Annotated in this window: 33 protein-coding genes and 2 pseudogenes; all 35 read right to left on the bottom strand. The window is 30.7% G+C overall.

The features are described 5' to 3' along the window. Positions 1-10 precede the first annotated feature (10 nt). Positions 11-2617: an alanine--tRNA ligase gene (alaS, locus tag HMPREF9127_RS03705; protein ID WP_009448190.1), complete on the bottom strand. Its 2607-nt coding sequence runs from the start codon at positions 2615-2617 to the stop codon at positions 11-13. A gap of 9 nt (positions 2618-2626) precedes the next feature. Continuing rightward, complete coding sequence (locus HMPREF9127_RS03700) at positions 2627-3829, bottom strand: AI-2E family transporter (RefSeq protein ID WP_009448463.1); 1203 nt, start codon at positions 3827-3829, stop codon at positions 2627-2629. An 11-nt stretch (positions 3830-3840) separates the two neighbouring features. Continuing rightward, positions 3841-4910: pseudogene (locus HMPREF9127_RS03695) on the bottom strand (cysteine desulfurase family protein). Between the two features lie 386 nt (positions 4911-5296). Further along, positions 5297-5641: a 50S ribosomal protein L17 gene (gene rplQ / locus HMPREF9127_RS03690; protein WP_009448039.1), complete on the bottom strand. Its 345-nt coding sequence runs from the start codon at positions 5639-5641 to the stop codon at positions 5297-5299. 17 nt (positions 5642-5658) lie between these two features. After that, a complete protein-coding gene (locus tag HMPREF9127_RS03685; RefSeq protein WP_009447911.1) occupies positions 5659-6600 on the bottom strand; it encodes a DNA-directed RNA polymerase subunit alpha in 942 nt (313 codons plus the stop codon). Between the two features lie 62 nt (positions 6601-6662). Then, complete coding sequence (gene rpsK, locus HMPREF9127_RS03680; RefSeq protein WP_004833590.1) at positions 6663-7058, bottom strand: 30S ribosomal protein S11; 396 nt, start codon at positions 7056-7058, stop codon at positions 6663-6665. Between the two features lie 13 nt (positions 7059-7071). Beyond that, the gene (rpsM, locus tag HMPREF9127_RS03675; protein ID WP_004833591.1) at positions 7072-7440 is read right to left on the bottom strand and encodes a 30S ribosomal protein S13; all 369 of its coding nucleotides are present in this window, start codon (positions 7438-7440) and stop codon (positions 7072-7074) included. Positions 7441-7463: 23 nt separating this feature from the next. Then, entirely contained in the window at positions 7464-7577 is a 114-nt protein-coding gene (rpmJ, locus tag HMPREF9127_RS03670; RefSeq protein WP_004833592.1) for a 50S ribosomal protein L36, read from the bottom strand. Between the two features lie 16 nt (positions 7578-7593). Further along, the gene (infA, locus tag HMPREF9127_RS03665; protein WP_004833593.1) at positions 7594-7812 is read right to left on the bottom strand and encodes a translation initiation factor IF-1; all 219 of its coding nucleotides are present in this window, start codon (positions 7810-7812) and stop codon (positions 7594-7596) included. 12 nt (positions 7813-7824) lie between these two features. Beyond that, the gene (locus HMPREF9127_RS03660; RefSeq protein ID WP_004833595.1) at positions 7825-8106 is read right to left on the bottom strand and encodes a KOW domain-containing RNA-binding protein; all 282 of its coding nucleotides are present in this window, start codon (positions 8104-8106) and stop codon (positions 7825-7827) included. Between the two features lie 18 nt (positions 8107-8124). Continuing rightward, positions 8125-8775 (bottom strand): adenylate kinase, encoded by a 651-nt coding sequence (locus HMPREF9127_RS03655; RefSeq protein WP_009448471.1) that lies wholly within the window; start codon positions 8773-8775, stop codon positions 8125-8127. Positions 8776-8792: 17 nt separating this feature from the next. Beyond that, a complete protein-coding gene (secY, locus tag HMPREF9127_RS03650; RefSeq protein ID WP_009448189.1) occupies positions 8793-10070 on the bottom strand; it encodes a preprotein translocase subunit SecY in 1278 nt (425 codons plus the stop codon). 1 nt (position 10071) lies between these two features. Next, entirely contained in the window at positions 10072-10521 is a 450-nt protein-coding gene (gene rplO, locus HMPREF9127_RS03645; protein ID WP_009447828.1) for a 50S ribosomal protein L15, read from the bottom strand. A 13-nt stretch (positions 10522-10534) separates the two neighbouring features. After that, a complete protein-coding gene (rpmD, locus tag HMPREF9127_RS03640; protein WP_009448452.1) occupies positions 10535-10714 on the bottom strand; it encodes a 50S ribosomal protein L30 in 180 nt (59 codons plus the stop codon). Positions 10715-10728: 14 nt separating this feature from the next. Continuing rightward, complete coding sequence (gene rpsE, locus HMPREF9127_RS03635; protein WP_009448001.1) at positions 10729-11235, bottom strand: 30S ribosomal protein S5; 507 nt, start codon at positions 11233-11235, stop codon at positions 10729-10731. A 17-nt stretch (positions 11236-11252) separates the two neighbouring features. Further along, positions 11253-11618: a 50S ribosomal protein L18 gene (gene rplR / locus HMPREF9127_RS03630; RefSeq protein WP_009447719.1), complete on the bottom strand. Its 366-nt coding sequence runs from the start codon at positions 11616-11618 to the stop codon at positions 11253-11255. A 16-nt stretch (positions 11619-11634) separates the two neighbouring features. Further along, positions 11635-12174, bottom strand: coding sequence for a 50S ribosomal protein L6 (gene rplF, locus HMPREF9127_RS03625; protein WP_009448074.1), 540 nt, complete (start codon positions 12172-12174; stop codon positions 11635-11637). A gap of 34 nt (positions 12175-12208) precedes the next feature. Then, positions 12209-12604, bottom strand: coding sequence for a 30S ribosomal protein S8 (gene rpsH, locus HMPREF9127_RS03620; RefSeq protein WP_004833608.1), 396 nt, complete (start codon positions 12602-12604; stop codon positions 12209-12211). A gap of 24 nt (positions 12605-12628) precedes the next feature. Beyond that, positions 12629-12898, bottom strand: a complete 270-nt coding sequence (gene rpsN, locus HMPREF9127_RS03615; RefSeq protein WP_004833609.1) for a 30S ribosomal protein S14 — start codon at positions 12896-12898, stop codon at positions 12629-12631. Positions 12899-12914: 16 nt separating this feature from the next. Further along, a complete protein-coding gene (gene rplE / locus HMPREF9127_RS03610; protein WP_009372736.1) occupies positions 12915-13457 on the bottom strand; it encodes a 50S ribosomal protein L5 in 543 nt (180 codons plus the stop codon). A 19-nt stretch (positions 13458-13476) separates the two neighbouring features. After that, a complete protein-coding gene (gene rplX, locus HMPREF9127_RS03605; RefSeq protein WP_009448209.1) occupies positions 13477-13788 on the bottom strand; it encodes a 50S ribosomal protein L24 in 312 nt (103 codons plus the stop codon). A 14-nt stretch (positions 13789-13802) separates the two neighbouring features. After that, positions 13803-14171 carry a 50S ribosomal protein L14 gene (gene rplN, locus HMPREF9127_RS03600; protein ID WP_009372516.1) on the bottom strand — a complete coding sequence of 123 codons (369 nt, stop codon included), beginning with the start codon at positions 14169-14171 and terminating at the stop codon, positions 13803-13805. Positions 14172-14195: 24 nt separating this feature from the next. After that, a complete protein-coding gene (rpsQ, locus tag HMPREF9127_RS03595) occupies positions 14196-14450 on the bottom strand; it encodes a 30S ribosomal protein S17 (RefSeq protein ID WP_004833613.1) in 255 nt (84 codons plus the stop codon). Positions 14451-14456: 6 nt separating this feature from the next. After that, entirely contained in the window at positions 14457-14663 is a 207-nt protein-coding gene (rpmC, locus tag HMPREF9127_RS03590; protein ID WP_009448199.1) for a 50S ribosomal protein L29, read from the bottom strand. Next, the gene (gene rplP / locus HMPREF9127_RS03585; RefSeq protein ID WP_009447853.1) at positions 14653-15087 is read right to left on the bottom strand and encodes a 50S ribosomal protein L16; all 435 of its coding nucleotides are present in this window, start codon (positions 15085-15087) and stop codon (positions 14653-14655) included. Before rplP ends, rpmC begins: the two co-directional genes overlap by 11 nt. A gap of 23 nt (positions 15088-15110) precedes the next feature. Beyond that, complete coding sequence (gene rpsC, locus HMPREF9127_RS03580) at positions 15111-15845, bottom strand: 30S ribosomal protein S3 (RefSeq protein WP_009447956.1); 735 nt, start codon at positions 15843-15845, stop codon at positions 15111-15113. Between the two features lie 17 nt (positions 15846-15862). Next, a complete protein-coding gene (gene rplV, locus HMPREF9127_RS03575; protein ID WP_004833617.1) occupies positions 15863-16195 on the bottom strand; it encodes a 50S ribosomal protein L22 in 333 nt (110 codons plus the stop codon). Positions 16196-16219: 24 nt separating this feature from the next. Further along, a complete protein-coding gene (gene rpsS, locus HMPREF9127_RS03570; RefSeq protein ID WP_009448472.1) occupies positions 16220-16498 on the bottom strand; it encodes a 30S ribosomal protein S19 in 279 nt (92 codons plus the stop codon). A gap of 16 nt (positions 16499-16514) precedes the next feature. Next, the gene (rplB, locus tag HMPREF9127_RS03565) at positions 16515-17348 is read right to left on the bottom strand and encodes a 50S ribosomal protein L2 (protein ID WP_009448235.1); all 834 of its coding nucleotides are present in this window, start codon (positions 17346-17348) and stop codon (positions 16515-16517) included. A gap of 17 nt (positions 17349-17365) precedes the next feature. Beyond that, positions 17366-17655 (bottom strand): annotated as a pseudogene (rplW, locus tag HMPREF9127_RS03560) (50S ribosomal protein L23). Further along, positions 17652-18275, bottom strand: a complete 624-nt coding sequence (gene rplD / locus HMPREF9127_RS03555; RefSeq protein WP_009448361.1) for a 50S ribosomal protein L4 — start codon at positions 18273-18275, stop codon at positions 17652-17654. The pseudogene rplW and the gene rplD overlap by 4 nt, the downstream one beginning before the upstream one ends. A 17-nt stretch (positions 18276-18292) precedes the next feature. After that, positions 18293-18919, bottom strand: coding sequence for a 50S ribosomal protein L3 (gene rplC, locus HMPREF9127_RS03550; RefSeq protein ID WP_009448353.1), 627 nt, complete (start codon positions 18917-18919; stop codon positions 18293-18295). Positions 18920-18972: 53 nt separating this feature from the next. Beyond that, a complete protein-coding gene (gene rpsJ, locus HMPREF9127_RS03545) occupies positions 18973-19284 on the bottom strand; it encodes a 30S ribosomal protein S10 (RefSeq protein ID WP_009354283.1) in 312 nt (103 codons plus the stop codon). Between the two features lie 416 nt (positions 19285-19700). Then, positions 19701-20723, bottom strand: coding sequence for a DUF1542 domain-containing protein (locus HMPREF9127_RS08350; RefSeq protein WP_255261704.1), 1023 nt, complete (start codon positions 20721-20723; stop codon positions 19701-19703). Positions 20724-20757: 34 nt separating this feature from the next. Then, on the bottom strand, positions 20758-21567 hold the full coding sequence (locus HMPREF9127_RS03535; RefSeq protein WP_009447842.1) for a DUF1542 domain-containing protein: 810 nt from the start codon (positions 21565-21567) through the stop codon (positions 20758-20760). Between the last annotated feature and the right edge of the window lie 112 nt (positions 21568-21679).

The following is a 21679-nucleotide window of genomic DNA, read 5'->3' as shown; positions in this document are numbered from 1 at the left end:
CTCCTATTTTTTAAAATTGAGCTTTTAAAATCTCTTCTGACTTTTCTAATGCAAAATCAACTTTACTTAAGTCCTTACCTCCGGCGGATGCAATGTCCGGTCTTCCACCACCATTACCGCCAACAAGTTTCGCAACCTCTTTAACAATATTTCCAGCATTAATTTTTCTTGCATTCAAATCTTTACTTACTCCTACAGTAAAAGTAAGTTTTTCTTGATAAACATTAGCAAACACTATTACACTTGTACCCAGTTTATCTCTTAATTTATCAATTAAATCTCTTAAATCATTTTGATTTTCAAATTCTACTTTTTTTGCTATAAAAGAAATACCCTCTATTTCTTTCTTTTCAGCTATAAATGAATCTAAACTGCTTAAAGCCATTTGTGATTTTATTTCTTTTAATTCTTTTTCCAATGACTTAATATCTTCAGTTAATGAGACTACTTTAGAAATCAATTCTGACTTTTTACATTTTAAGACATTTGAAACTTCTTCAATTTGATTTTCAGTTTTCTTTAAATATTCATAAACATTTCTACCTGTAATAGCCTCAATTCTTCTAACTCCTGCTGCAACACTTGATTCTGAGATTATTTTGAACATTTGAATTTCACTAACATTTTTTACATGAGTTCCACCACAAAGTTCTATTGACCAACCACCAAATGATACAACTCTTACAACATCTTTATATTTGTCTTCAAAAAGTCCAATGGCTCCCATTTTTGAGGATTCTTCTAAAGTCATTTCCTTTATAGTTGTATCAAGATTTAAAGCAATTTTATCATTAACTATTTGTTCAACTCTTTTTAAATCTTCTTGACTTACAGCCTCAAAATGTGTAATATCAAATCTTAATTTATTTGCATCTACTAATGAACCTGCTTGATTAATATGATTTCCTAATACTTCAATTAATGCTTGATGTAATAGATGTGTAGCAGAGTGATTTTTCATAATATCACGTCTATTATTAACATCAATTTTAAATGTTAATTCATCATTTAGCTTAACATTCCCACTAATTACTTCTACACTATGGAATATTCCATTGTTTTTATTTTTCTTAGTATCTAAAACCTTAATCTTACAGTTTTCGCCAACAATAATTCCGATATCTCCAACTTGTCCTCCACCTTCTCCATAGAAAACAGTTTTATCAGAAACTAAAAGAGCTTTATCTCCTTGACTTAAAGTTGAAACTTCTGCTTCATCTTTAAATAATTTTATTACTTTTCCTAGACATTCATTTTCAGTATAACCCAAAAATTCTGTTGTTTCTAATGCTTTTAAATAATCAGTATTTTTTTCACTCCACCCGGCTGATGAAACATTTCTTCCTTCTCTTGCTCTAATCTTTTGATCCTGCATATTTTTGTTAAAAGCTTCTTCATCAACTGTCATTTTTTCTTCTTCTAAAATTTCCTTTGTCAAATCCAACGGGAATCCATAAGTATCATACAACTTAAATGCCTTATCTCCCGGTAAAATTTTAGAATTTTTTGATTTTTCTTCTTCAATATATGAATTTAGTATACCTAGTCCTTGTTCAATAGTTTCTTGAAATTTAGACTCTTCTGCATTTAGAATTTTGAATATTCTTTCTCTATCCTCCAACAATTCTGGATATTCCATATTATAAGCTTCCATAACAACTTTTGAAACATCAACTAAAAAATTATCCTTAATCCCCAATAATTTACCATGTCTTGCAGCACGTCTTATAAGTCTTCTTAGAACATATCCTCTTTGTTCATTACTTGGAATTACACCATCATATATTAAAAACGTCATAGCTCTGGCATGATCTGCAATTACCCTAATAGAAATATCAGAAATTTCATTTGATTTATATTTAACCCTTGAAATTTCTTCAATTTTCTTTATTATAGTATCAACTAAGCCTATCTCAAATATATTGTCCTTTTCTTCTAAAACTAAAGTAAGTCTTTCGAGTCCCATTCCGGTATCAATATTTGGATGTTCCAATCTATGATAATTTCCATCTTTGTCCTTATTAAATTGAGTAAAAACCAAATTCCAAATTTCCATAAATCTATCATCAGGATTTGTATATTTTTCTCCTCTATCATACATGATTTCAGAACATGGACCACAAGGACCAACTTCTAATTCCCAGAAATTATCTTCTTTACCAAGTCTTTGAATTTTTTCTGCTGGTAGTCCAACTTCATTTCTCCAAATATCATAAGCTTCATCATCTTCTTCATAAACTGTAACGGATAATAAATTCTTATCCATTTCTAACTTTTCTGTCAAAAATTCCCAAGCCCAAGTTATAGCTTCTCTCTTAAAATAATCTCCAAAAGAGAAATTACCTAACATTTCAAAAAAAGTGCCATGTCTTTGAGTTTTTCCTACATTGTCAATATCAGCCGTTCTAATACATTTTTGACTAGAAGTTGCTCTATTTTTACTCATCTTTTTAACACCGGTAAAATAGTCTTTTAATGGAGCCATACCGGCATTTATAAGTAATAAACTTTTATCATTATTTGGAATTAAAGGATAACTCTTTAAACGCAAATGTCCCTTACTCTCAAAAAACTCTAAATATTCTTCTCTAATTTCATTTAAACCTAATCTTCTCATATATCCCTCTTAATTTTCCAATTTATCTTTAAATAAATATTTTTTTACATATGGTTTTGTATTTTTGTATATAATTTTAATCACAGCAGCGACAGGTACAGAGAAAATCATACCTAAAACCCCAAACATTCCTCCACCTAAAATCAATAGTATTAAAACTATAAGCGGATGCATTCCTGTACTGTCTCCAAGTATCTTTGGCCCTAAAATATTATTTTCAAGCCATTGAACAAAACAGAATAGAGCTGCAACCCATAAAGCAGTAAAAGGACCTTTAAATAAAGCTAATAAAACTGCAGGTACAAATCCTAAAAACGGGCCAATATAAGGAATAATATCTGCTACACATGTTATAACACCAATTACAAAAGAAAACTCTATTCCAAAAGCCATTAAATAAATCATAGTTGCAACTCCAACAAAAATTGCCATTATAATTCTTCCTCTTACAAACATAGATAAGGATTCATCAATTTCTCTCCAAGTTTTTACTAAAAAAGTTTCATATCTATCAGGAACACTTCTACTTATTACATCTAAAATTTTATCCTTTTCAAGTAACAAATAAAATGTTATAACCGGAATTAAAATCAATTGAATAACTATTCCTATAAAACTTGTAATCCCCGCAACCATTCCTGTTATCCATGTTCCTGAAGCAGATAAAATTGTATTCGCCATCTTTACAAGTTGTCCATTTATACTAGTAATCATTTGACTAACAAACGGAACATCAGTAAATAAATTTTTTCTAATACTATCACTATAATCTACAAAATTTCTAACCATATCCGGCAAATTAAATAATAAATTCTTAAATTGTTTAAATGTACTTGGAAATATTCCTATAGCTAAAATGAATATTGCTAATGCAATTGTAATATAAATAATAATTATAGCATATAATCTTTTTATATTTTTTCTCTCCAAAAACTTCATAAAAGGATTTAAAATATAAGCAATAATAACAGATGCTATAAATGTAAATAAAGTTATCCTTAAAATTGGATAATTCTTAAACAAATAGCTTATTCCTAATACTGATAAAATATAAATAATTATCCTTAAAATCTTTAGCTTATTTAATCTTATTTGTTCATTTTTTTCTAAATTTTTATTTGAAAATTGTATAAAAACATAAATTCCAACAATCAATAAAATTGCAACTAATATCTTTATACTAATATTTAAAATCAAATCAAAAACCGGCATAAAACCTCCATCTAATTAATTATTTCTTTTAAAGCTATAATAAATTCATCTATTTCTTTAAATGTATTATTTTCTCCAAAACTAATCCTAACCGCACTACTCTTTAATTCTTCATCAATCCCCATAGCAGTTAAAACATGTGAATTTTCAACAGCACCACTACTACAAGCAGAACCTCCTGAAATACATATCCCTTTAAAATCCATACTCATAATAAACATTTCCTTATCTACGCCTTTAAACGAAATATTTATATTTCCAGAATATCTATTTTCGAGTGCTCCATTTATATCAAAACTAATGGAATTTTCTTTAAGTTTTCTTAAAAAATATTCCCTTAATTCAAATCTTTTATAAACATTTTTCTCTCTTGACTCTTTCAAAATATCTATAGCTTTTGAAAAGGCAACAATCCCTGCAACATTCTCCGTTCCTGCTCGTCTTGAGCGTTCTTGACTACCACCAAATATAAAATTTTCTATTTCAGTTCCTGATTTTATATATAATGCACCTATACCTTTTGGTGCATGTACCTTATGTCCTGAAATAGAAAGCAAATCTATATTCAAATCTTTTACATCAATTACTATTTCAGAAAGTGCTTGAACTGCATCAGTATGAAATATTATATTAGGATTTTTTTCCTTAACAAGACAACAAATTTTCTTTATATCTTGAATAGTTCCTACTTCATTATTAACATACATAATAGAAACTAAAATTGTATCATCTCTTATTACATCTAGAACATCACTTGCATCAATAAAGCCATCTTTATTAGGAAATACAAAACTAACATCAAATCCTATTTTTTCTAAAAATTTTGCACTCTCAATAATAGCTGAATGTTCAAATGCAGTTAATATTATATGACCACTTTTTTTACCTTTAAACATTGTAGTACCAAAAATTGCCCAATTATCCGCTTCAGTTCCACCTGATGTAAAAATAATTCATTTTTTTCTGCATTTATGTAATTAGCAATATTTTCTCTTGACTTTTCAATAGCAACTCTAGATTTTTGTGCAAATTCATAAATTGATGAAGGATTAGAATAATTATAAACTAAAAACTCTTTCATTTCATTAAAAATTTCTTCATTTAAGCTTGTAGTTGCAAAATTATCAAAATAAATAATATTATTCATATACATAAAACTCCATTATTTAAAAAATATATCAACATAATTATACTCCAAAATCCTATAAATTACAAGAAAACATAATAAAAAGTCTTAAAATATTATGTTATTAAAAAATAAAATTTCTCTAATTTTTTTACAATCATTTATCAATTTCTAAATTTAATTAAATATAAAAAATAATTCATTTAATACTAAAAATCTATTTTACAAACTTTGAAAAGATTTTATTCTTAAGAAATTCTTATTTATACACAAAAAAGACACTGAAAAATCAGTGCCTTTTTTAATTTTATATTAAAATCTAATATTAGCTTTTAAGCAAATTATTTTACTAATTCTAAAATCGCCATTTCAGCTGCGTCCCCTTGTCTAGGTCCTAGCTTTAATATTCTTGTATATCCACCATTTCTTTCTTTATAAAGTGGAGCAATTTCTTCGAATAGCTTATGAACTGTTTCAGTCTTGTAAATATAAGCTAAAGCTTGTCTTCTTGCGTGAAGATCGCCTTTTTTACCAAGAGTTATCATTTTTTCAGCTACTCTTCTAGTTTCCTTCGCTCTTGTTAACGTAGTTTCAATCTTTCCGTTTTCAAAAAGAGATTGAACTTGATTTCTAAGCATCGCATCTCTGTGATCAGCTCTACGTCCAAGTTTTCTTAAATTAGCCAAAGTACTACCTCCTCTTTTTATTCTTCATCTAAAAATTTTAAACCTAATTCATGCATTTTATCTACTACTTCTTCTACAGATTTTTTACCAAAGTTTTTAATTTTCTTTAGTTGTTCTATATCTTGTGAAATAATATCTTTAACTGTATCAAGATTTGCTCTTTTCAAGCAGTTAAAACTTCTAAGGGATAAATCTAATTCTTCAACACTCTTTGATAAAACACTATTAGTGTCTAAATTTTTACCATCTTTTATACTTGAATTATCAAGATTAATGTCTGGTAGTGATCTAAATAGACTTAAGTAATCTATAAAAATTCCAGCACCTGTTGAAAGAGCTTCTTGTGGAGTAATAGTTCCATTTGTCCAAACTTCAATTTCAAGCTTGTCAAAATCTATACTTTGTCCAACTCTAGTATTTCCTACCATAAAGTTTACTTTCTTTACAGGAGAAAAAGAAGAATCCACTGCTATTGAATTAATATCGCAATATTCTTTATTCAAATCGCTAACTCTATAGCCTTTACCATTTAAGACTAATAAATCCATTCTGATTTCTCCCTCTTCATTAAGAGTTGTTATATAATGATCTTTATTAGCTATTTCAACATTTTGATTTTCAGAAATATCTCCAGCTGTTACAACTTTTGGACCTTTCACATTCAATTCTAATATTACAGGTTCATCATTAAATTTCTTTAATGCAATTCCTTTAATATTTATTAATATTTCAGGAACATCAGCAATCGAACCTTTAATAGTTGTAAACTCATGTCCAACACCATCAATCTTCACAGTTGCTATGGCAGATCCAGGAAGAGAACCCAAAAGCACTCTCCTCATGGAATTTCCTAGTGTAGTACCATATCCTCTATCAAGAGGCATTATAGCAAATTTACCATAGTTTTTCTCAAGATCTATATCTAAAACTTCAATATTTGTATTTAAATCTTCTGTCATAGACTTTATCCTCCTTAGTCTAATTCATATTGAAACTTTTAAATACCTTTAAAAGTTTACAATTACACTCTTCTTCTCTTTGGTGGTCTACAACCATTATGTGGAATTGGAGTAACATCCTTAATTAAACTAACTTCAAGTCCAGTAGCTTGTAATGATCTAATAGCAGCTTCTCTACCTGATCCAGGTCCTTTAACATAAACCTCTACAACTTTTAGTCCATGTTCCATAGCTTTTTTTGCAGCTTCTTCAGCAGCTTGTTGTGCAGCAAATGGAGTAGATTTTCTTGATCCTCTAAAGCCTAATTGTCCAGCACTAGCCCAAGAAATCACATTACCATTTAAGTCACTAAGAGTTACCATAGTGTTATTAAATGAAGAAACGATATGAGCTTGTCCTTTTTCAATATTTTTACGCTCTCTTCTTTTAACACGAGCTTTTTGTTTCTTAATTGCCAATTAAAATCCCTCCTTATTTACCTTTTTTTGTACCAGAAACTTTCTTTGGACCTTTTCTTGTTCTGGCATTATTTTTAGTATTTTGTCCTCTTACAGGTAAACCTCTTCTATGTCTGATTCCTCTGTAACAGTTAATTTCTCTTAATCTCTTAATATTCATAGCGATTTCTCTACGTAAATCACCTTCAACAAGATATTTATCTATTTCAGCTCTTATTAAAGCAACTTCAGCTTCAGTTAAATCTTTAACTCTTGTATCTGGGTTGATTCCAGCATTTCTAAGAATATCATTTGAAGTCTTTCTACCTATACCATAGATATAAGTCAAACCTATTTCTACCCTTTTTTCTCTTGGTAAGTCGACACCTACAATTCTTGCCACTGTTACCTACACCTCCATCTTCATTAACCTTGTTTTTGTTTGTGCTTTGGATTTTCACAAATCACCATTACTCTACCTTTTCTTCTGATGATTTTACACTTTTCGCACATTTTTTTCACTGATGGTCTTACTTTCATTTAAGTCCCTCCTATGCTACTTGTTTCGCCAAGTTATTCTCCCTTTTGTTAAATCATAAGGTGAAAGTTCAACCAATACCTTATCACCCGGAAGAATTCTTATATAATTCATTCTTAATTTTCCTGATATATGAGCTGTTATTTCATGACCATTTGCAAGTTTAACCTTAAATATAGTATTCGGCATAGCATCAATAACAGTTCCTTCAACTTCTATAACATCCTTTTTGGACATTTAAAGAACCTCCTATTTTTCTACATTATCCTGTATATATGATTTTAATAATTTTCTCAAATTAGAATCATTAAATGATAATGGATTCAAACTAAAATCTTTAAGCACGTCATTATAAATTTGCAAATGCTTTGACTTTTTAAGTTTAGGTTTAGAAAGAGGTCTGTTACTTCCATTAGCAACTTTTACTAATGATGAACTTACCACCTCAACTATGATCATTACTTCGCCCTTGTCCCGGCCCTTAAGTGATTTTACAACCTGACCTACTTTAAAATCAAAATTTAGATCCATAGTATACTCTCCAAAATGTTAGACATTTTTAGAAAGAGACTCCTTAATTTGTGAAAAGACATCCTCAATAGACAAAGTACCATCAACAGTTAGAACTAATCCTAAATTCTTGTAAAAATCAATTAGTGGAAAAGTCTGATTTTCATATACTTCTATACGATCTAATACAGTTTTTTCATTATCATCTGCTCTTTGAATAACTTCTCCGGAACATTTATCACAAACTCCTTCTTTTTCAGATGGTTTGTTATCTACATGATATGTTTCACCACAATTTTTACAAACTCTTCTTCCTGAAAGTCTTTTTACTAAAATATTCTTATCAACATCAATGTTTATAACTCTATCTAGCTTAAGACCTCTCTCTTCTAAGCCTTTTTGTAAAGCTTCCGCTTGATTAATAGTTCTTGGAAAACCATCTAGTAAAAAACCATTTTTACAGTCTTCTTTAGAAAGTCTATCCCAAACTAAATCAATAGTAAGTTCATCCGGCACTAATTGACCATTGTCTAAATAAGACTTTACTTTTTTTCCAAGTTCTGTTTCATTTTTAATATTATGTCTAAAAATATCTCCTGTTGAAATATGAGTTATTCCATATTCCGCAACGATACTTGACGCTTGAGTTCCCTTTCCTGCTCCCGGGGGTCCTAACAAAATTAGTCTCATATTTTATCTCCTATAAACTATTTATTCAAAAAACCTTTATAGTGTCTCATTAACATCATAGATTCTATTTGCTTCATTGTTTCTATTACTACACCAACTATAATTATAACTGATGTTCCACCAAAATTTATTTTCATTCCACTCAAACGTGAAATAACTATTGGTGCTGAAGCAATTAAAGCTAATATAATAGAACCTGAGAAAGTAATTCTATTTGATATTTTTTGTAAATATTCTCCGGTAGGTTTACCAGGTCTAATTCCTGGAATAAATCCACCATATTGTTGTAAATTTTTTGCGTATTCAACAGTATTAAATTGAATTGATGAATAAAAGAATCCAAACAATATAATCAACATAAAATTCAATATTGAATATACATACACACCAACTGAACCTTCAACTGTTAAGTATGAACTAATCCAATTTGGAGTTCCACCAGAAAATAATAATGAAAGAGTTTGTGGCATAGCTAATAAAGATGATGCAAAGATTACCGGCATTACACCACTCATATTAACTTTTACAGGAATGTGAGTAGCTTGTCCACCATACATCTTCCTTCCAACAACTTTCTTAGCATATTGAACTGTAATTTTTCTTTCACCTTCATTTATAAGTACAACAATTACAACTATTGCTATAGCCGCAAGTATAACACCTATTATTGTTAAAATTCCAACTGTTCCAGTCGCAATTCCATAAATAAATGTTCCAATTTGTGTTGGTAAGTTAGAAACAATACCAAGGAAGATAATAATTGAAATACCATTACCTATTCCTTTTTCAGTAATCATTTCACCTAACCAAACTAAGAACATAGAACCTGCTAATAAAGATGTAATAATCAATGCTGATTGAATATATCCTTTAGCAACTATTGCTTTTGCAAAAAGTCCATTTGCTATTGCCATAGCTTCAAATATTCCAAGTATTACTGCGCCTATTTTAGTATATTTTGCAACTTTTTTTCTACCCATTTCCCCATCTCTTGCAATTTCACCAAGTCTTGGGAATGCAATAGTAAGAAGTTGAACAACTATTGATGCTGTAATATATGGATAAATACTAAGAGCAAATACGCTCATTTGTTTTAAACTACCTCCGGCAAGTAAATCTAATAAATTTACTAAACCGCCTGCATTACTGCTCATAAGTTTATTAACAACTGTTTTGTCCATAAAAGGAATTGGAATAATATTACCAAGTCTATAAACAACAATCATCAATAGTGTAAAAATCATTTTACTTCTGATTTCTTTTATTCTCCACGCATTTGATAGAGTCTTGAACATATTAGATCACCTCTACCTTTCCTCCAGTGCTCTCAATTTTTTCGATAGCACTCTTTGTAAATTTACTGCAAGATACAGTCAATTTTTTAGTTAATTCTCCATTACCTAAAATCTTAACACCATCTTTTGCCTTAGCTTTTTTAGCTAAATTAACTTCAAATATTAATTCTTCAGTAACTTCTGTACCATCTTCAAAAATATTTAATTGTTCTACATTTACTTCTGCATATTCTTTAGCAAAAATATTTGTAAAACCTCTTTTTGGAAGTCTTCTAAATAGTGGCATTTGTCCACCTTCAAATCCAGGTCTTACTCCACCGCCTGATCTTGAATTTTGACCGTCACGTCCTTTACCGCCGTATTTACCAAGTCCAGAACCGTAACCTCTACCAAGTCTCTTTTTTGCTTTTGAGCCTCCACCTTCAGCAGGTCTTAAATCATGTAACTTCACGCTTTATACCTCCTTAAATTTCTTCAACTTCAAGCATAAAACTTATTTTATTGATCATACCTCTAATTGATGGAGTATCTTCCTTAACAACTGTTTGACCAACTTTTTTTAAACCTAAAGCTTCAACATTTTTAATATGTTTTTCTATTCTACCAATTTTACTCTTTTTAAGTGTTATTTTGAGCTTTGCCATTTTAAAAGCCCCCCTTAACCTAATATTTCTTCTACGGATTTTCCTCTTAATCTAGCTATATCTTCAGCTCTCTTAAGATTCTTTAACCCTTCCATAGTTGCATTAACTATATTTCTAGCATTAGTAGTTCCTAAAGACTTACTTCTTACATCTTTAATTCCTGCAAGTTCACAAACCGCACGAACAGGACCACCAGCGATAACTCCAGTACCGGCTCCAGCAGGTTTTAATAAAACTCTACCAGCTCCAAAAACTCCAACAATTTCATGAGGAATTGTAGTGTTTACAAGAGGTACTCTAATTACATGTTTCTTAGCATCTTGTACACCTTTTCTAATAGCTTCAGGAACTTCAAGTGCTTTACCAACACCAACACCAACATGTCCGTTTCCATCTCCTACTACTACAAGAGCACTAAATCTAAAGTTTCTACCACCTTTTACTACTTTAGTAACACGGTTGATGGCAACTACTCTTTCTTCTAATTCTAATCCTTCTACTTCTTTAATTAAAAGTTCCATTAATTACCCTCCTGATACTAAAATTTAAGTCCAGCTTCTCTGGCACCTTCAGCTAACTCTTTAACTTTTCCGTGATATAAATATCCACTTCTATCAAAAACTACTTCTGTAATGCCTTTTTCAACTGCTTTTTTGCCAATTGCAAGACCTACAGCCTTAGCAGCTTCTTTATTTGATTTTGATTCTAATGAAGCGAATTCTTTATCTAAAGTTGAAGCTGAAACTAAAGTTACACCTTTAGTATCGTCTATAATTTGAGCATATATATTAGTATTACTTCTATATAAATTTAATCTTGGTTTTTCAGGAGTTCCAGAAACTTTTTTTCTTACTCTAGCATGTCTTGCTTTTCTATTTTCATTTTTGTTAATTTGCTTTAACATTAAATTTCACTCCTTTCTATTTACCAGTCTTACCAACTTTACGTCTGATGTATTCTCCTTCATATCTTACACCTTTACCTTTGTATGGTTCAGGTCTTCTATGAGCACGAATATTAGCTGCAAAGTTTCCAAGTTTTTGTTTATCTATACCATTAATCACTATCTTAGTAGGTTCAGGAACTTCTACAGTAATTCCTTCTGGATCTAATATTTCAATTGGATGAGAATATCCTAAGTTTAAAGTTAATTTGTTTCCAGCCTTAGCTGCTCTATATCCAGTTCCTTCTATAATCAAAGTTTTAGTAAATCCCTTTGAAACACCTTCAATCATGTTAGCAAGAAGAGTTCTTGTTAAACCATGAAGTGATTTATGTCTTTTTATTTCAGAAGGACGTTCTATATTTATTGTATCTCCTTCTATCTTAATGTTCATTTCACTGCATAATTGTTGAGCTAATTTTCCTTTAGGTCCTTTTACTTCAACAAAGTTTTCTTCACCTAAGATTACCTCAACTCCAGCAGGAACAACAATTGGTTTTAATCCAATTCTTGACATTGGTTTACCTCCTTAGTTTTAATCCTTAAACATGTTACCAAACGTAACAAAGAACCTCTCCACCAATACCTTCTTTTCTAGCAACTTTATCAGTTACAACTCCCTTTGATGTTGAGATAATTGCAATTCCAAGTCCTCCTAAAACTTTAGGAATTTCATGGCTTCTAGCATAAACTCTTAAACCCGGTTTTGAAATTCTCTTAAGTCCTGAAATAACTTTTTCGTTGTTTTTTCCATATTTTAAGTCAACTGTGATGATTCCTTGTTTGTCATCTTCAATTACATTATATCCTTCAATAAAACCTTCATCTAATAAAATCTGTACAAGATTCTTTTTCATTTTTGATGCAGGTATTTCAACAGATGAATGTCTTGCATTATTACCATTTCTAATTCTTGTAAGCATATCTGCTATAGGATCAGTCATCATATAAGCTTCCTCCTTTATTTAATATTACCAACTAGCCTTTTTAACGCCAGGAATTTCTCCCTTGTAAGCTAATTCACGGAACACAATACGGCTGATTCCATATTTTCCAATGTATCCATGAGGACGTCCAGTTATTTTACAACGATTGTGTAAACGAGTTGGTGAAGCATTTCTTGGTAATTTGCTTAATCCAACATAGTCCCCTTTGGCTTTTAATTCTGCACGTTTTGCAGCATATTTTTCAACTAACTTTTGACGTTTTAATTCACGTTGTACCATTGATTTTTTAGCCATTAAATTTCTCCCCCTACTACTTTTTAAAAGGCATTCCTAATAGCTCTAAAAGTGCTTTAGACTCTTCATCAGTCTTAGCAGTAGTAACTATTATAATATCCATTCCTCTTATTTGATCAATCATATCATATACAATTTCTGGGAATATTAATTGTTCTTTTATACCTAATGCGTAATTTCCTCTTCCATCAAAGCTTGATGCGCTAACACCTCTAAAGTCTCTTACACGTGGAAGAGCAATATTAACCAATCTATCTAGAAAATCATACATTTTTTCTCCTCTAAGAGTTACTTTAGTACCAATTTTCATACCTTCTCTTAATTTGAAATTTGCAATTGATTTTTTAGCAGTAGTTATTACAGGCTTTTGACCTGAAATAATTTCCAAATCTCTTAAAGCGCTTTCTAAAACTTTTGGATTATCTTTAGCTGAACCTAAACCAATGTTGATAACTATCTTATTAAGTTTAGGAACCTCCATAATATTTTTATATTTAAAACGTTCCATTAAAGCAGAAACTATTTCTTCTTTATATTTAACTTGCATTCTGGAAGTCACTTAAGATTCCTCCTTTCAACTATTTATCTATTTTTGAACCACTTTTTTTACTGATTCTAACTTTTTTATCTCCTTCAAGAGAATAACCAATTCTAGAAGGTTTATTTACTTTAGTGTCAAAGTACATTACATTTGAAACATCAATACTTCCTTCAATTTTTAATAAGCCAGCTTCATCTTTAGGACTCTTAGCTTTCTTGTGTTTAGTTTGAATGTTTACTCCTTGAACTATTACTCTATTTTCTTTAACTAAAGTTTTAAGTACTTTTCCAGTTTTTCCTTTATCTTTTCCTGCAATTACAATAACAGTATCTCCAGATTTAATTTTCATTCTAACACCTCCTATTATAATACTTCAGGTGCAAGAGATATAATTTTCATAAAGTTACCAGCTCTAAGCTCTCTTGTAACTGAACCGAAAATTCTTGTACCAACTGGGTTCTTATCATCTTTTATAATTACCGCTGCATTATCATCAAATCTAATGTAGCTTCCATCATTTCTCTTTATACTATTTGTTGTTCTAACAATTACCGCTTTTACAACGTCACTTTTCTTAACAACTCCACCTGGTGTAGCACTTTTAACAGTACAAACTACTATATCGCCAACTTTTGCATATTTCTTATTAGTACCACCAAGTACTCTGATAACAAGAAGTTCTTTAGCGCCAGAGTTGTCAGCAACTTTTAAACGACTTTCTGTTTGAATCATACGATACTCCTTTCCAGATGAAAATTATTTTACTCTTTCAAGTATCTCAACAAGTCTCCATCTCTTTTCTCTTGAAAGAGGTCTTGTTTCCATAATTTTAACTCTATCACCAATTAAACATTCGTTATTTTCATCATGTGCTTTAAATTTTGTAGTCTTTTTCATTTGTTTTTTATAAAGTGGGTGAGATACAAAAGTTGCAACTTCTACAACAATAGTCTTATCCATTTTATTAGAAACTACATTTCCTATTATGACTTTTCTACTATTTCTTTCCATATAGTATTAAGCCTCCTTTCCAGCATTAAGCTCACGTTCTCTGATAATAGTCTTAACACGAGCTATATCTTTTCTAATGCCACCAATTCTCATAGGATTTTCTAATTGTCCAGTGGCTAATTGAAAACGTAAATTAAATAATTCTACTTTTAAATCTTTTAATTTTGCTTGTAAATCACTATCATTCATTTGGCGAATTTCTTTAATTTTCATTAGCTTCACCTTCCTTCATCTCACGAGTTATAAATTTAGTCTTTACAGGTAGTTTATGTGCAGCAAGTCTCATAGCTTCTCTAGCTACTTCAACTGGAACTCCACTCATTTCAAATAATACTCTACCTGGCTTAACAACTGCTACCCAGTATTCAGGAGCTCCTTTACCAGAACCCATTCTTACTTCAGCAGGCTTTTTAGTAACAGGCTTATCAGGGAATACTTTAATCCAGATCTTACCGCCTCTTTTTATATATCTTGTCATCGCACGTCTTGCAGATTCAATTTGGTTTGCAGTCATCCAGCAAGGTTCTAATGCTTGAATTGCAAATTCTCCATAAGAAATTGTATTTCCCCTTAGAGCTTTACCAGTCATTCTGCCTCTATGAACTCTACGATATTTTACTCTCTTAGGCATTAACATAGACTCTTTCCTCCTTCCGGCAACTAAGCTTCTTTCTTAGCACCAGTTTTATTAAATCTTTTCTTATTGTCTTTCTTGTTTCTTCTATCTTTTTTTGCAGGTTTTTCTTCAATAACTGCAGCTTTCATTCCAGGAAGAACTTCTCCTTTGTATAACCAAACTTTTACGCCTAATTTTCCATAAGTTGTATCAGCTTCAGCAAATCCATATTCAATGTCTGCTCTTAAAGTTTGTAGAGGAATTGTTCCTTCAGAATATCCTTCAGTTCTAGCCATATCAGCTCCACCAAGTCTTCCAGAAACAGCAGTTTTAATTCCTTTTGCTCCTGATTTTAATGATCTTTGCATAGCTTGTTTCATAGCACGTCTAAAAGATACACGTCTTTCTAATTGTCCAGCAATGTTTTCAGCAACTAATTGAGCGCTTAAATCAGGTCTCTTAACTTCTTCAACATTAACAATTACTTTTTTACCAGTTAATTTTTCAATCTTAACTCTTAATTCTTCAACACCAGCACCTGATTTTCCAATTACCATTCCAGGTTTAGCAGTAAAAACTGTTACCTTTACTCTATTTGCTGATCTTTCTATTTCAACTTTCGGTACTCCTGAAAGAGCTACCTCTTTTTTAACAAGTTTACGAATATTGTGGTCTTCTACTAATAAATTACCAAATTCTTTTTTATCGGCAAACCATCTTGAGTCCCAATCTTTTATTATTCCAACTCTTAACCCATGAGGATTAACTTTTTGACCCATTTTTTATCCTCCTTATACTATCTTTCTGCTACCGTTACACCAATATGACTTGATCTTTTCAAAATTGGGTAAGCTGAACCTTTAGCCTTTGGTCTCCATCTTTTCATAACTGGAGCATCATTTGCATAAGCTTCTAATACATAAAGGTCTTTTCTATCTAAATTATGATTATTTTCTGCATTAGCAACAGCTGATTTTAATACCTTTTCTAATAATCTAGCACCCGCTTTAGGAGTGAATCTTAGAATAGATAAAGCTTCATCTACATGCTTTCCTCTTATTTCTCTACAAATAAAGTTTACTTTAAGAGGTGAAATTCTTTGATATTTTGCAATTGCTTTAGCTTGCATGTTATCTCCTCCTTATCTATTATCTTACTTTACTATTTTTTCGTTTTTGCCAACATGACCCTTGTAAGTTCTAGTTAAAACGAACTCTCCAAGTTTATGTCCTACCATATCGTCAGTAATATATATTGGTAAGTGCTTTCTTCCGTCATGAACAGCTATAGTATGTCCAACAAATTGTGGAAAAATTGTACTTCTTCTTGACCAAGTTTTTACAACTTTTTTTTCATCTGCACTATTTAATGCATCTATTTTCTTTAAAAGATGATCATCACAAAATGGTCCTTTTTTAAGAGATCTACCCATTTGTTTTCCTCCTTAATTAGTTTTTAGTTCTTCTTCTTACTATGAACTTATTAGACTTTTTATTTTTCTTTCTAGTCTTAAGTCCTAAAGCTGGTTTACCCCAAGGAGTTGAAGGTGCTGGACGTCCAACAGGAGTTCTACCTTCCCCACCACCGTGAGGGTGATCTACTGGGTTCATTGCAGATCCTCTAACATGAGGTCTCTTACCCATATGTCTTGATCTTCCCGCTTTACCGATAGTTATAAGTTCATGACTTAAATTACCAACTTGTCCAACAGTAGCTCTACATTCTAAATGAACTAATCTAAATTCACCTGAAGGTAATCTTAATTGTGCAAATTTTCCTTCTTTACCCATTAATTGAGCTTCAGATCCAGCACTTCTTACAAGTTGTCCACCTTTTCCAGGTTTTAACTCAACATTATGAACATTTGTACCAACAGGAATGTCTTTTAATTTTAATGCATTACCGATTACGATATCTGCATTTTCTCCTGATTCAATTTTATCTCCAACTTTTAATCCTTCTGGAGCTAAGATATATCTCTTTTCTCCATCTAAATAGTGGATTAATGCTATATTAGCAGTTCTGTTTGGATCGTATTCGATAGAAGCAACTTTTCCAGGTACTCCATCTTTATTTCTTTTAAAATCTATTATTCTATATTTTCTTTTAGCACCGCCACCTCTATGTCTAACGGTAACTCTACCTAATGAATTTCTTCCGCCTGATTTTGATAAAGAAACTAATAATGACTTTTCAGGTTTAGTCTTAGTTATTTCATCAAAAGTTAAAACGCTCATTCCACGTACACCAGCAGAAGTTGGTTTATACTTTCTAATAGCCATTAATATTACCTCCTATATTAAATACTTTCAAAAAATTCAATTTCTTTTGAATCTTCTGTAAGAGTAACAATGGCTTTTTTCCAATCAGGTCTTTTGCCAACATTAGCTCCCATTCTTTTTTTCTTACCAGTAATATTCATTGTATTTACTTGTTTAACTTTTACACCAAAAATTGTTTCTACGGCTTTTTTATTTCTGATTTATTAGCCCTAGTATCAACTTTGAAAGTGTATCTTTTTGATTCCATATTTTCCATTGAACGTTCAGTTACAACTGGTTTAATAATAATATCATATGCTGTCATTATGCATACACCTCCTCAATTTTTGATAAGGCATCTTTTACAATTACAAGATTATCAAATCTCATTAAATCGTAAACATTCATATAATCTACAACAACAGTTTCAACTTTTGGAAGGTTTGCGAATGATTTAACAATCATGTCATTTCCTTCCGGTAAAACTATCATAGTTTTTGTTTCTAAACTTAAATTTTTCAAAATTTCTTTTGCTTTCTTAGTGCTAAATGCATCAACTGTTAAAGCATCTAAAATTCTTAATTCTCCTTCAAGAACTTTTGAAGTAAGAACTGATTTCATAGCAAGTCTTCTTACTTTCTTAGGAACTGAGTATCTGTAGCTTCTTGGTTTTGGTGCGAATACCACTCCGCCACCTTTCCATTGAGGAGCTCTTATACTACCTTGTCTAGCACGACCAGTACCTTTTTGTCTCCAAGGTTTTCTTCCGCCTCCACGTACTTCTGCACGAGTCTTAGCAGATTGAGTGCCTTGTCTTCTATTAGCTAAATGGTTCTTTACTACTTCATAAACAACATGTTCATTAACTTCAATACCAAAAATAGCTTCGTTTAATTCTATATCACCAACAACTTCTCCAAGTTGGTTATAAACATTAACCTTAGGCATTATTTATCCTCCTTAAACTATCTTTTAACCGCTTCTCTAACTGTTACTAAACCACCTTTAGGTCCTGGAATAGCACCTTTTACAAGAATTAGGTTCTTTTCAACGTCAACTTTTACAACAACAAGATTTTGAACAGTACTCTTTTCATTTCCTGTTTTTCCACTTGCTTTTCTACCTTTAAGTACTCTACCCGGATAAGTACCAGCACTTCTAGCCCCGGCTACTCTGTGAGATTTAGAACCATGTCCTTCAGGACCTCTTCCGTAATTCCATCTCTTAATAGCACCTTGAGTACCTTTACCTTTTGAAGTTCCGATAACATCAACTTTATCTCCCTCAGCAAATAAGTCAACTTTAATTTCTTGTCCAGTTTCAAAAGTTTCGCCTTCGTTTAATCTGAATTCTCTTACAAATCTCTTATATCCAACACTTACTTTATCGAAATGTCCTTTAAGAGGTTTTGTAACCTTCTTTTCTTTTTTGTCTACATATCCACATTGGATTGCATTATAGCCATCATTTTCAACAGTTTTAACTTGTGTAACGAACATAGGGCCCGCTTCAACAACTGTTACCGGAATAACTGAACCATCTTCAGCAAATATTTGAGTCATTCCAATTTTCTTACCTAAAATACTCTTCATTGAGTACACCTCCTATTACTTACAGCGGATTGATTTTACAATCATTCTAAGATTTATAACTTAATTTCGATATCTACACCACTTGGAAGATTTAATTTCTTTAAACTTTCCAAAGTTTTTTGGTTAGGATTTAGGATATCAATAAGTCTTTTATGTGTTCTTTGTTCGAATTGTTCTCTACTATCTTTGTATTTGTGAACAGCTCTTAAGATTGTAATGATTTCCTTTTCTGTTGGTAGTGGAATAGGTCCTGACACTTCTGCACCAGTTCTCTTTGCAGATTCCACTATTTGTTGTGCTGAGCTATCGATTAATTCATGATCATAAGCTCTTAATCTAATTCTGATTTTTTGTTTGTTTGCCAATTTTTTTACCTCCTTATTTCGCATGTTTTGGCATCATGCAACTAGGTCTTCCGTATCAACTCATCCGTGTGTTCCATTTTCACTTCTAAAAAATACGGCGACCTGTCGCCGAAATCTAGTTCGACATACTCAGAAATAATTACCTCAAAGGCTGGAAAATAGCCATTAATTTGAGCAACCTATTTCGTCAACGCCTGTTGTGTGCATATGAGCACCCATATATTATACTACATCATTTCTATTATTGCAATACTTTTTTATAATTTTTTTGAAATTTTTTTTACTTTTTTTCAGACTTATAAAAGCATTATAAAAATACAAAAAAATTGGTAGTATATCAATCTTTTTAGTCTTGATACACTACCTTTACATTTAAAATATTTGTAATATAGTAATTAACTATTTTATTAAATTCGTTAATCTTCTTTCTTCTTTTTTCTAATTGAAAAAGCTCCAAATGCACTTGCTAAAATTGAAATTCCGTAGGCAACAATTCCGTTTGAATAAGAAGTTTTCGGTAATTTGCTTTTAGATTTCTTTTGTGTATTAGAAACTTTTGAACCTTTTGATTTATTAGAATCATTAGTTCTATTTTGTTCTTTAGCTTTGTCCTTATCTTTAGTACTACCATTATCTTTAGCCTTATCTTTTGAATTGCCGTTATCTTTACTCTTATCTTTTATTTTGCCATTATCTTTATCCTTAGCCTTGTCTTTGTCTTTGTCTTTGCCTTTATCTTGCCCCATAGCTTTACCATCTAAAGATTTCTTTGCAATCTCAATGGATTTATTGGCATCTTCAACATCTTTTTTAGTTGCCATAGGTTCGTCAAGAATCTTTTGTCCTTCTTCTATCGCTTTAAGATAAGCATCCTGTTTTTCCTTATTTGCATTTTTAAAAGCATCCATTTTTATTGTTTCATCTTTATCTTCAACAGCTTTTTTAAGAAGTTTTTTGATTTTTGTTTCCGCCTTTATAAGTTCAATATTCTTAATGCCATCATTTTTTGCGTTTTCAACAGCTTTAGCTGTTGTTGCATTATCAATAGTCATTTTTGCTTTCATAACTCTAGCATTTAATTTGTTTATAGACTCATATTTTTCCTCTTTAGTTGAATCTTTTTCGGAATTTATTTTTTCAATTTGTTTTTGTATTGCTTTATCAATGGAGTTTTTAGCTACATCTTTAGCTTTGTTTTCAATTATACCGGCTTTATCAATATCTTCTTTTACTTTTCGTTTAACAGTATCAATAAAATTATCCTGTGCTATATTATCAATTTGATTCAATGCTTTTTTCAAAATATCTTCAACTTTTTCAACTGCAACTTTCTTTTCTTCATCTATAAGAGTTGAATCTGAATTAATTTTAGATTTGGATTTTTCAGCATAATCCGTTAATTCTTTTTTAGCATCTTCTTTTACTGATTTTTGGTTAATGTTTATATTTTTAATTTTTCGATAAATTTATTTTTTATATCTTCAACTTCTTTTTTGTTCTTGCATTTTCAATAGCAACTTTAGCCATTCTAACTTCTTCATCAACATTCCTTATGGCTTTTTGTCTTTCATCTTCCGTTGCGTTTGTGTCAGCAGTAAAATTTTCTATTTTTGACTTAGCAACAGCGTCAATAGCTTTTCTGGCATTTTCTTTTATTTTTGATTCAGGATTTGAATGATGAATTTCAGCAACTCCGTCATTCTTCGCCTTTTGAACTTCCGCATTTGTCTTAGCATTATCAATATTTATTTTAGCTTTTTCTGCTTCTTTTTTAGCTTTTTCAATCGCTATACCTTTTTCTTCATTTGTTGATTCATCAACTTCATTTATGATTTTGATTCGTTTTTTTAGCTCTTCATCAATAGTTTTTTTAGATTCATCTTTGATTTTGTTTTTAACAATTGAAGCCTCATCAATCTTTTGTTTCATCTCTCTTTTTATTAAATCAACATACTTATGAGTATGTAAGATATTAACTTGGTTTATAGCTCTTTCTAAGGCTTTTTTCAATTTGTCAACAGCTACTTTCTTTTCTTCTGTTGTAAGAGAACTGTCTGAATTAACTTTATCTATAATACTATTTGCATAAACAGTTAATTCTTTTTTTGCCTCTTCTTTTGCTTTTAAAGCTTTTTGATCATCGTTATCTGATGCCTTTGATACATTTGTAGTCCGAGAATCCGTCGGGACTGTTGATTTTTCTGCAGCAGTAGTTGAGTATACACTTGTTGTAGAAATCATAGTTGCTAAACATACTGCTGAAACAATTCTTTTTTTCTTCATTTTTTACCCCCAAAAAATATTTCATAATTTAAATTTATGAAAATATTTAAAAATTTTAGAGTTATTTAATCTAGATAAGTTTAATTAAAATATAAATCACTCTCTTCCAAAT

Origin of the sequence: Parvimonas sp. oral taxon 393 str. F0440 (assembly GCA_000223315.2) — a bacterium.
In the GTDB taxonomy this organism is placed as follows: Bacteria; Bacillota; Clostridia; order Tissierellales; family Peptoniphilaceae; genus Parvimonas.
The sequence above is the reverse complement of the archived record's forward strand: the minus strand, read 5'-3'. Positions and strand labels throughout refer to the sequence as shown.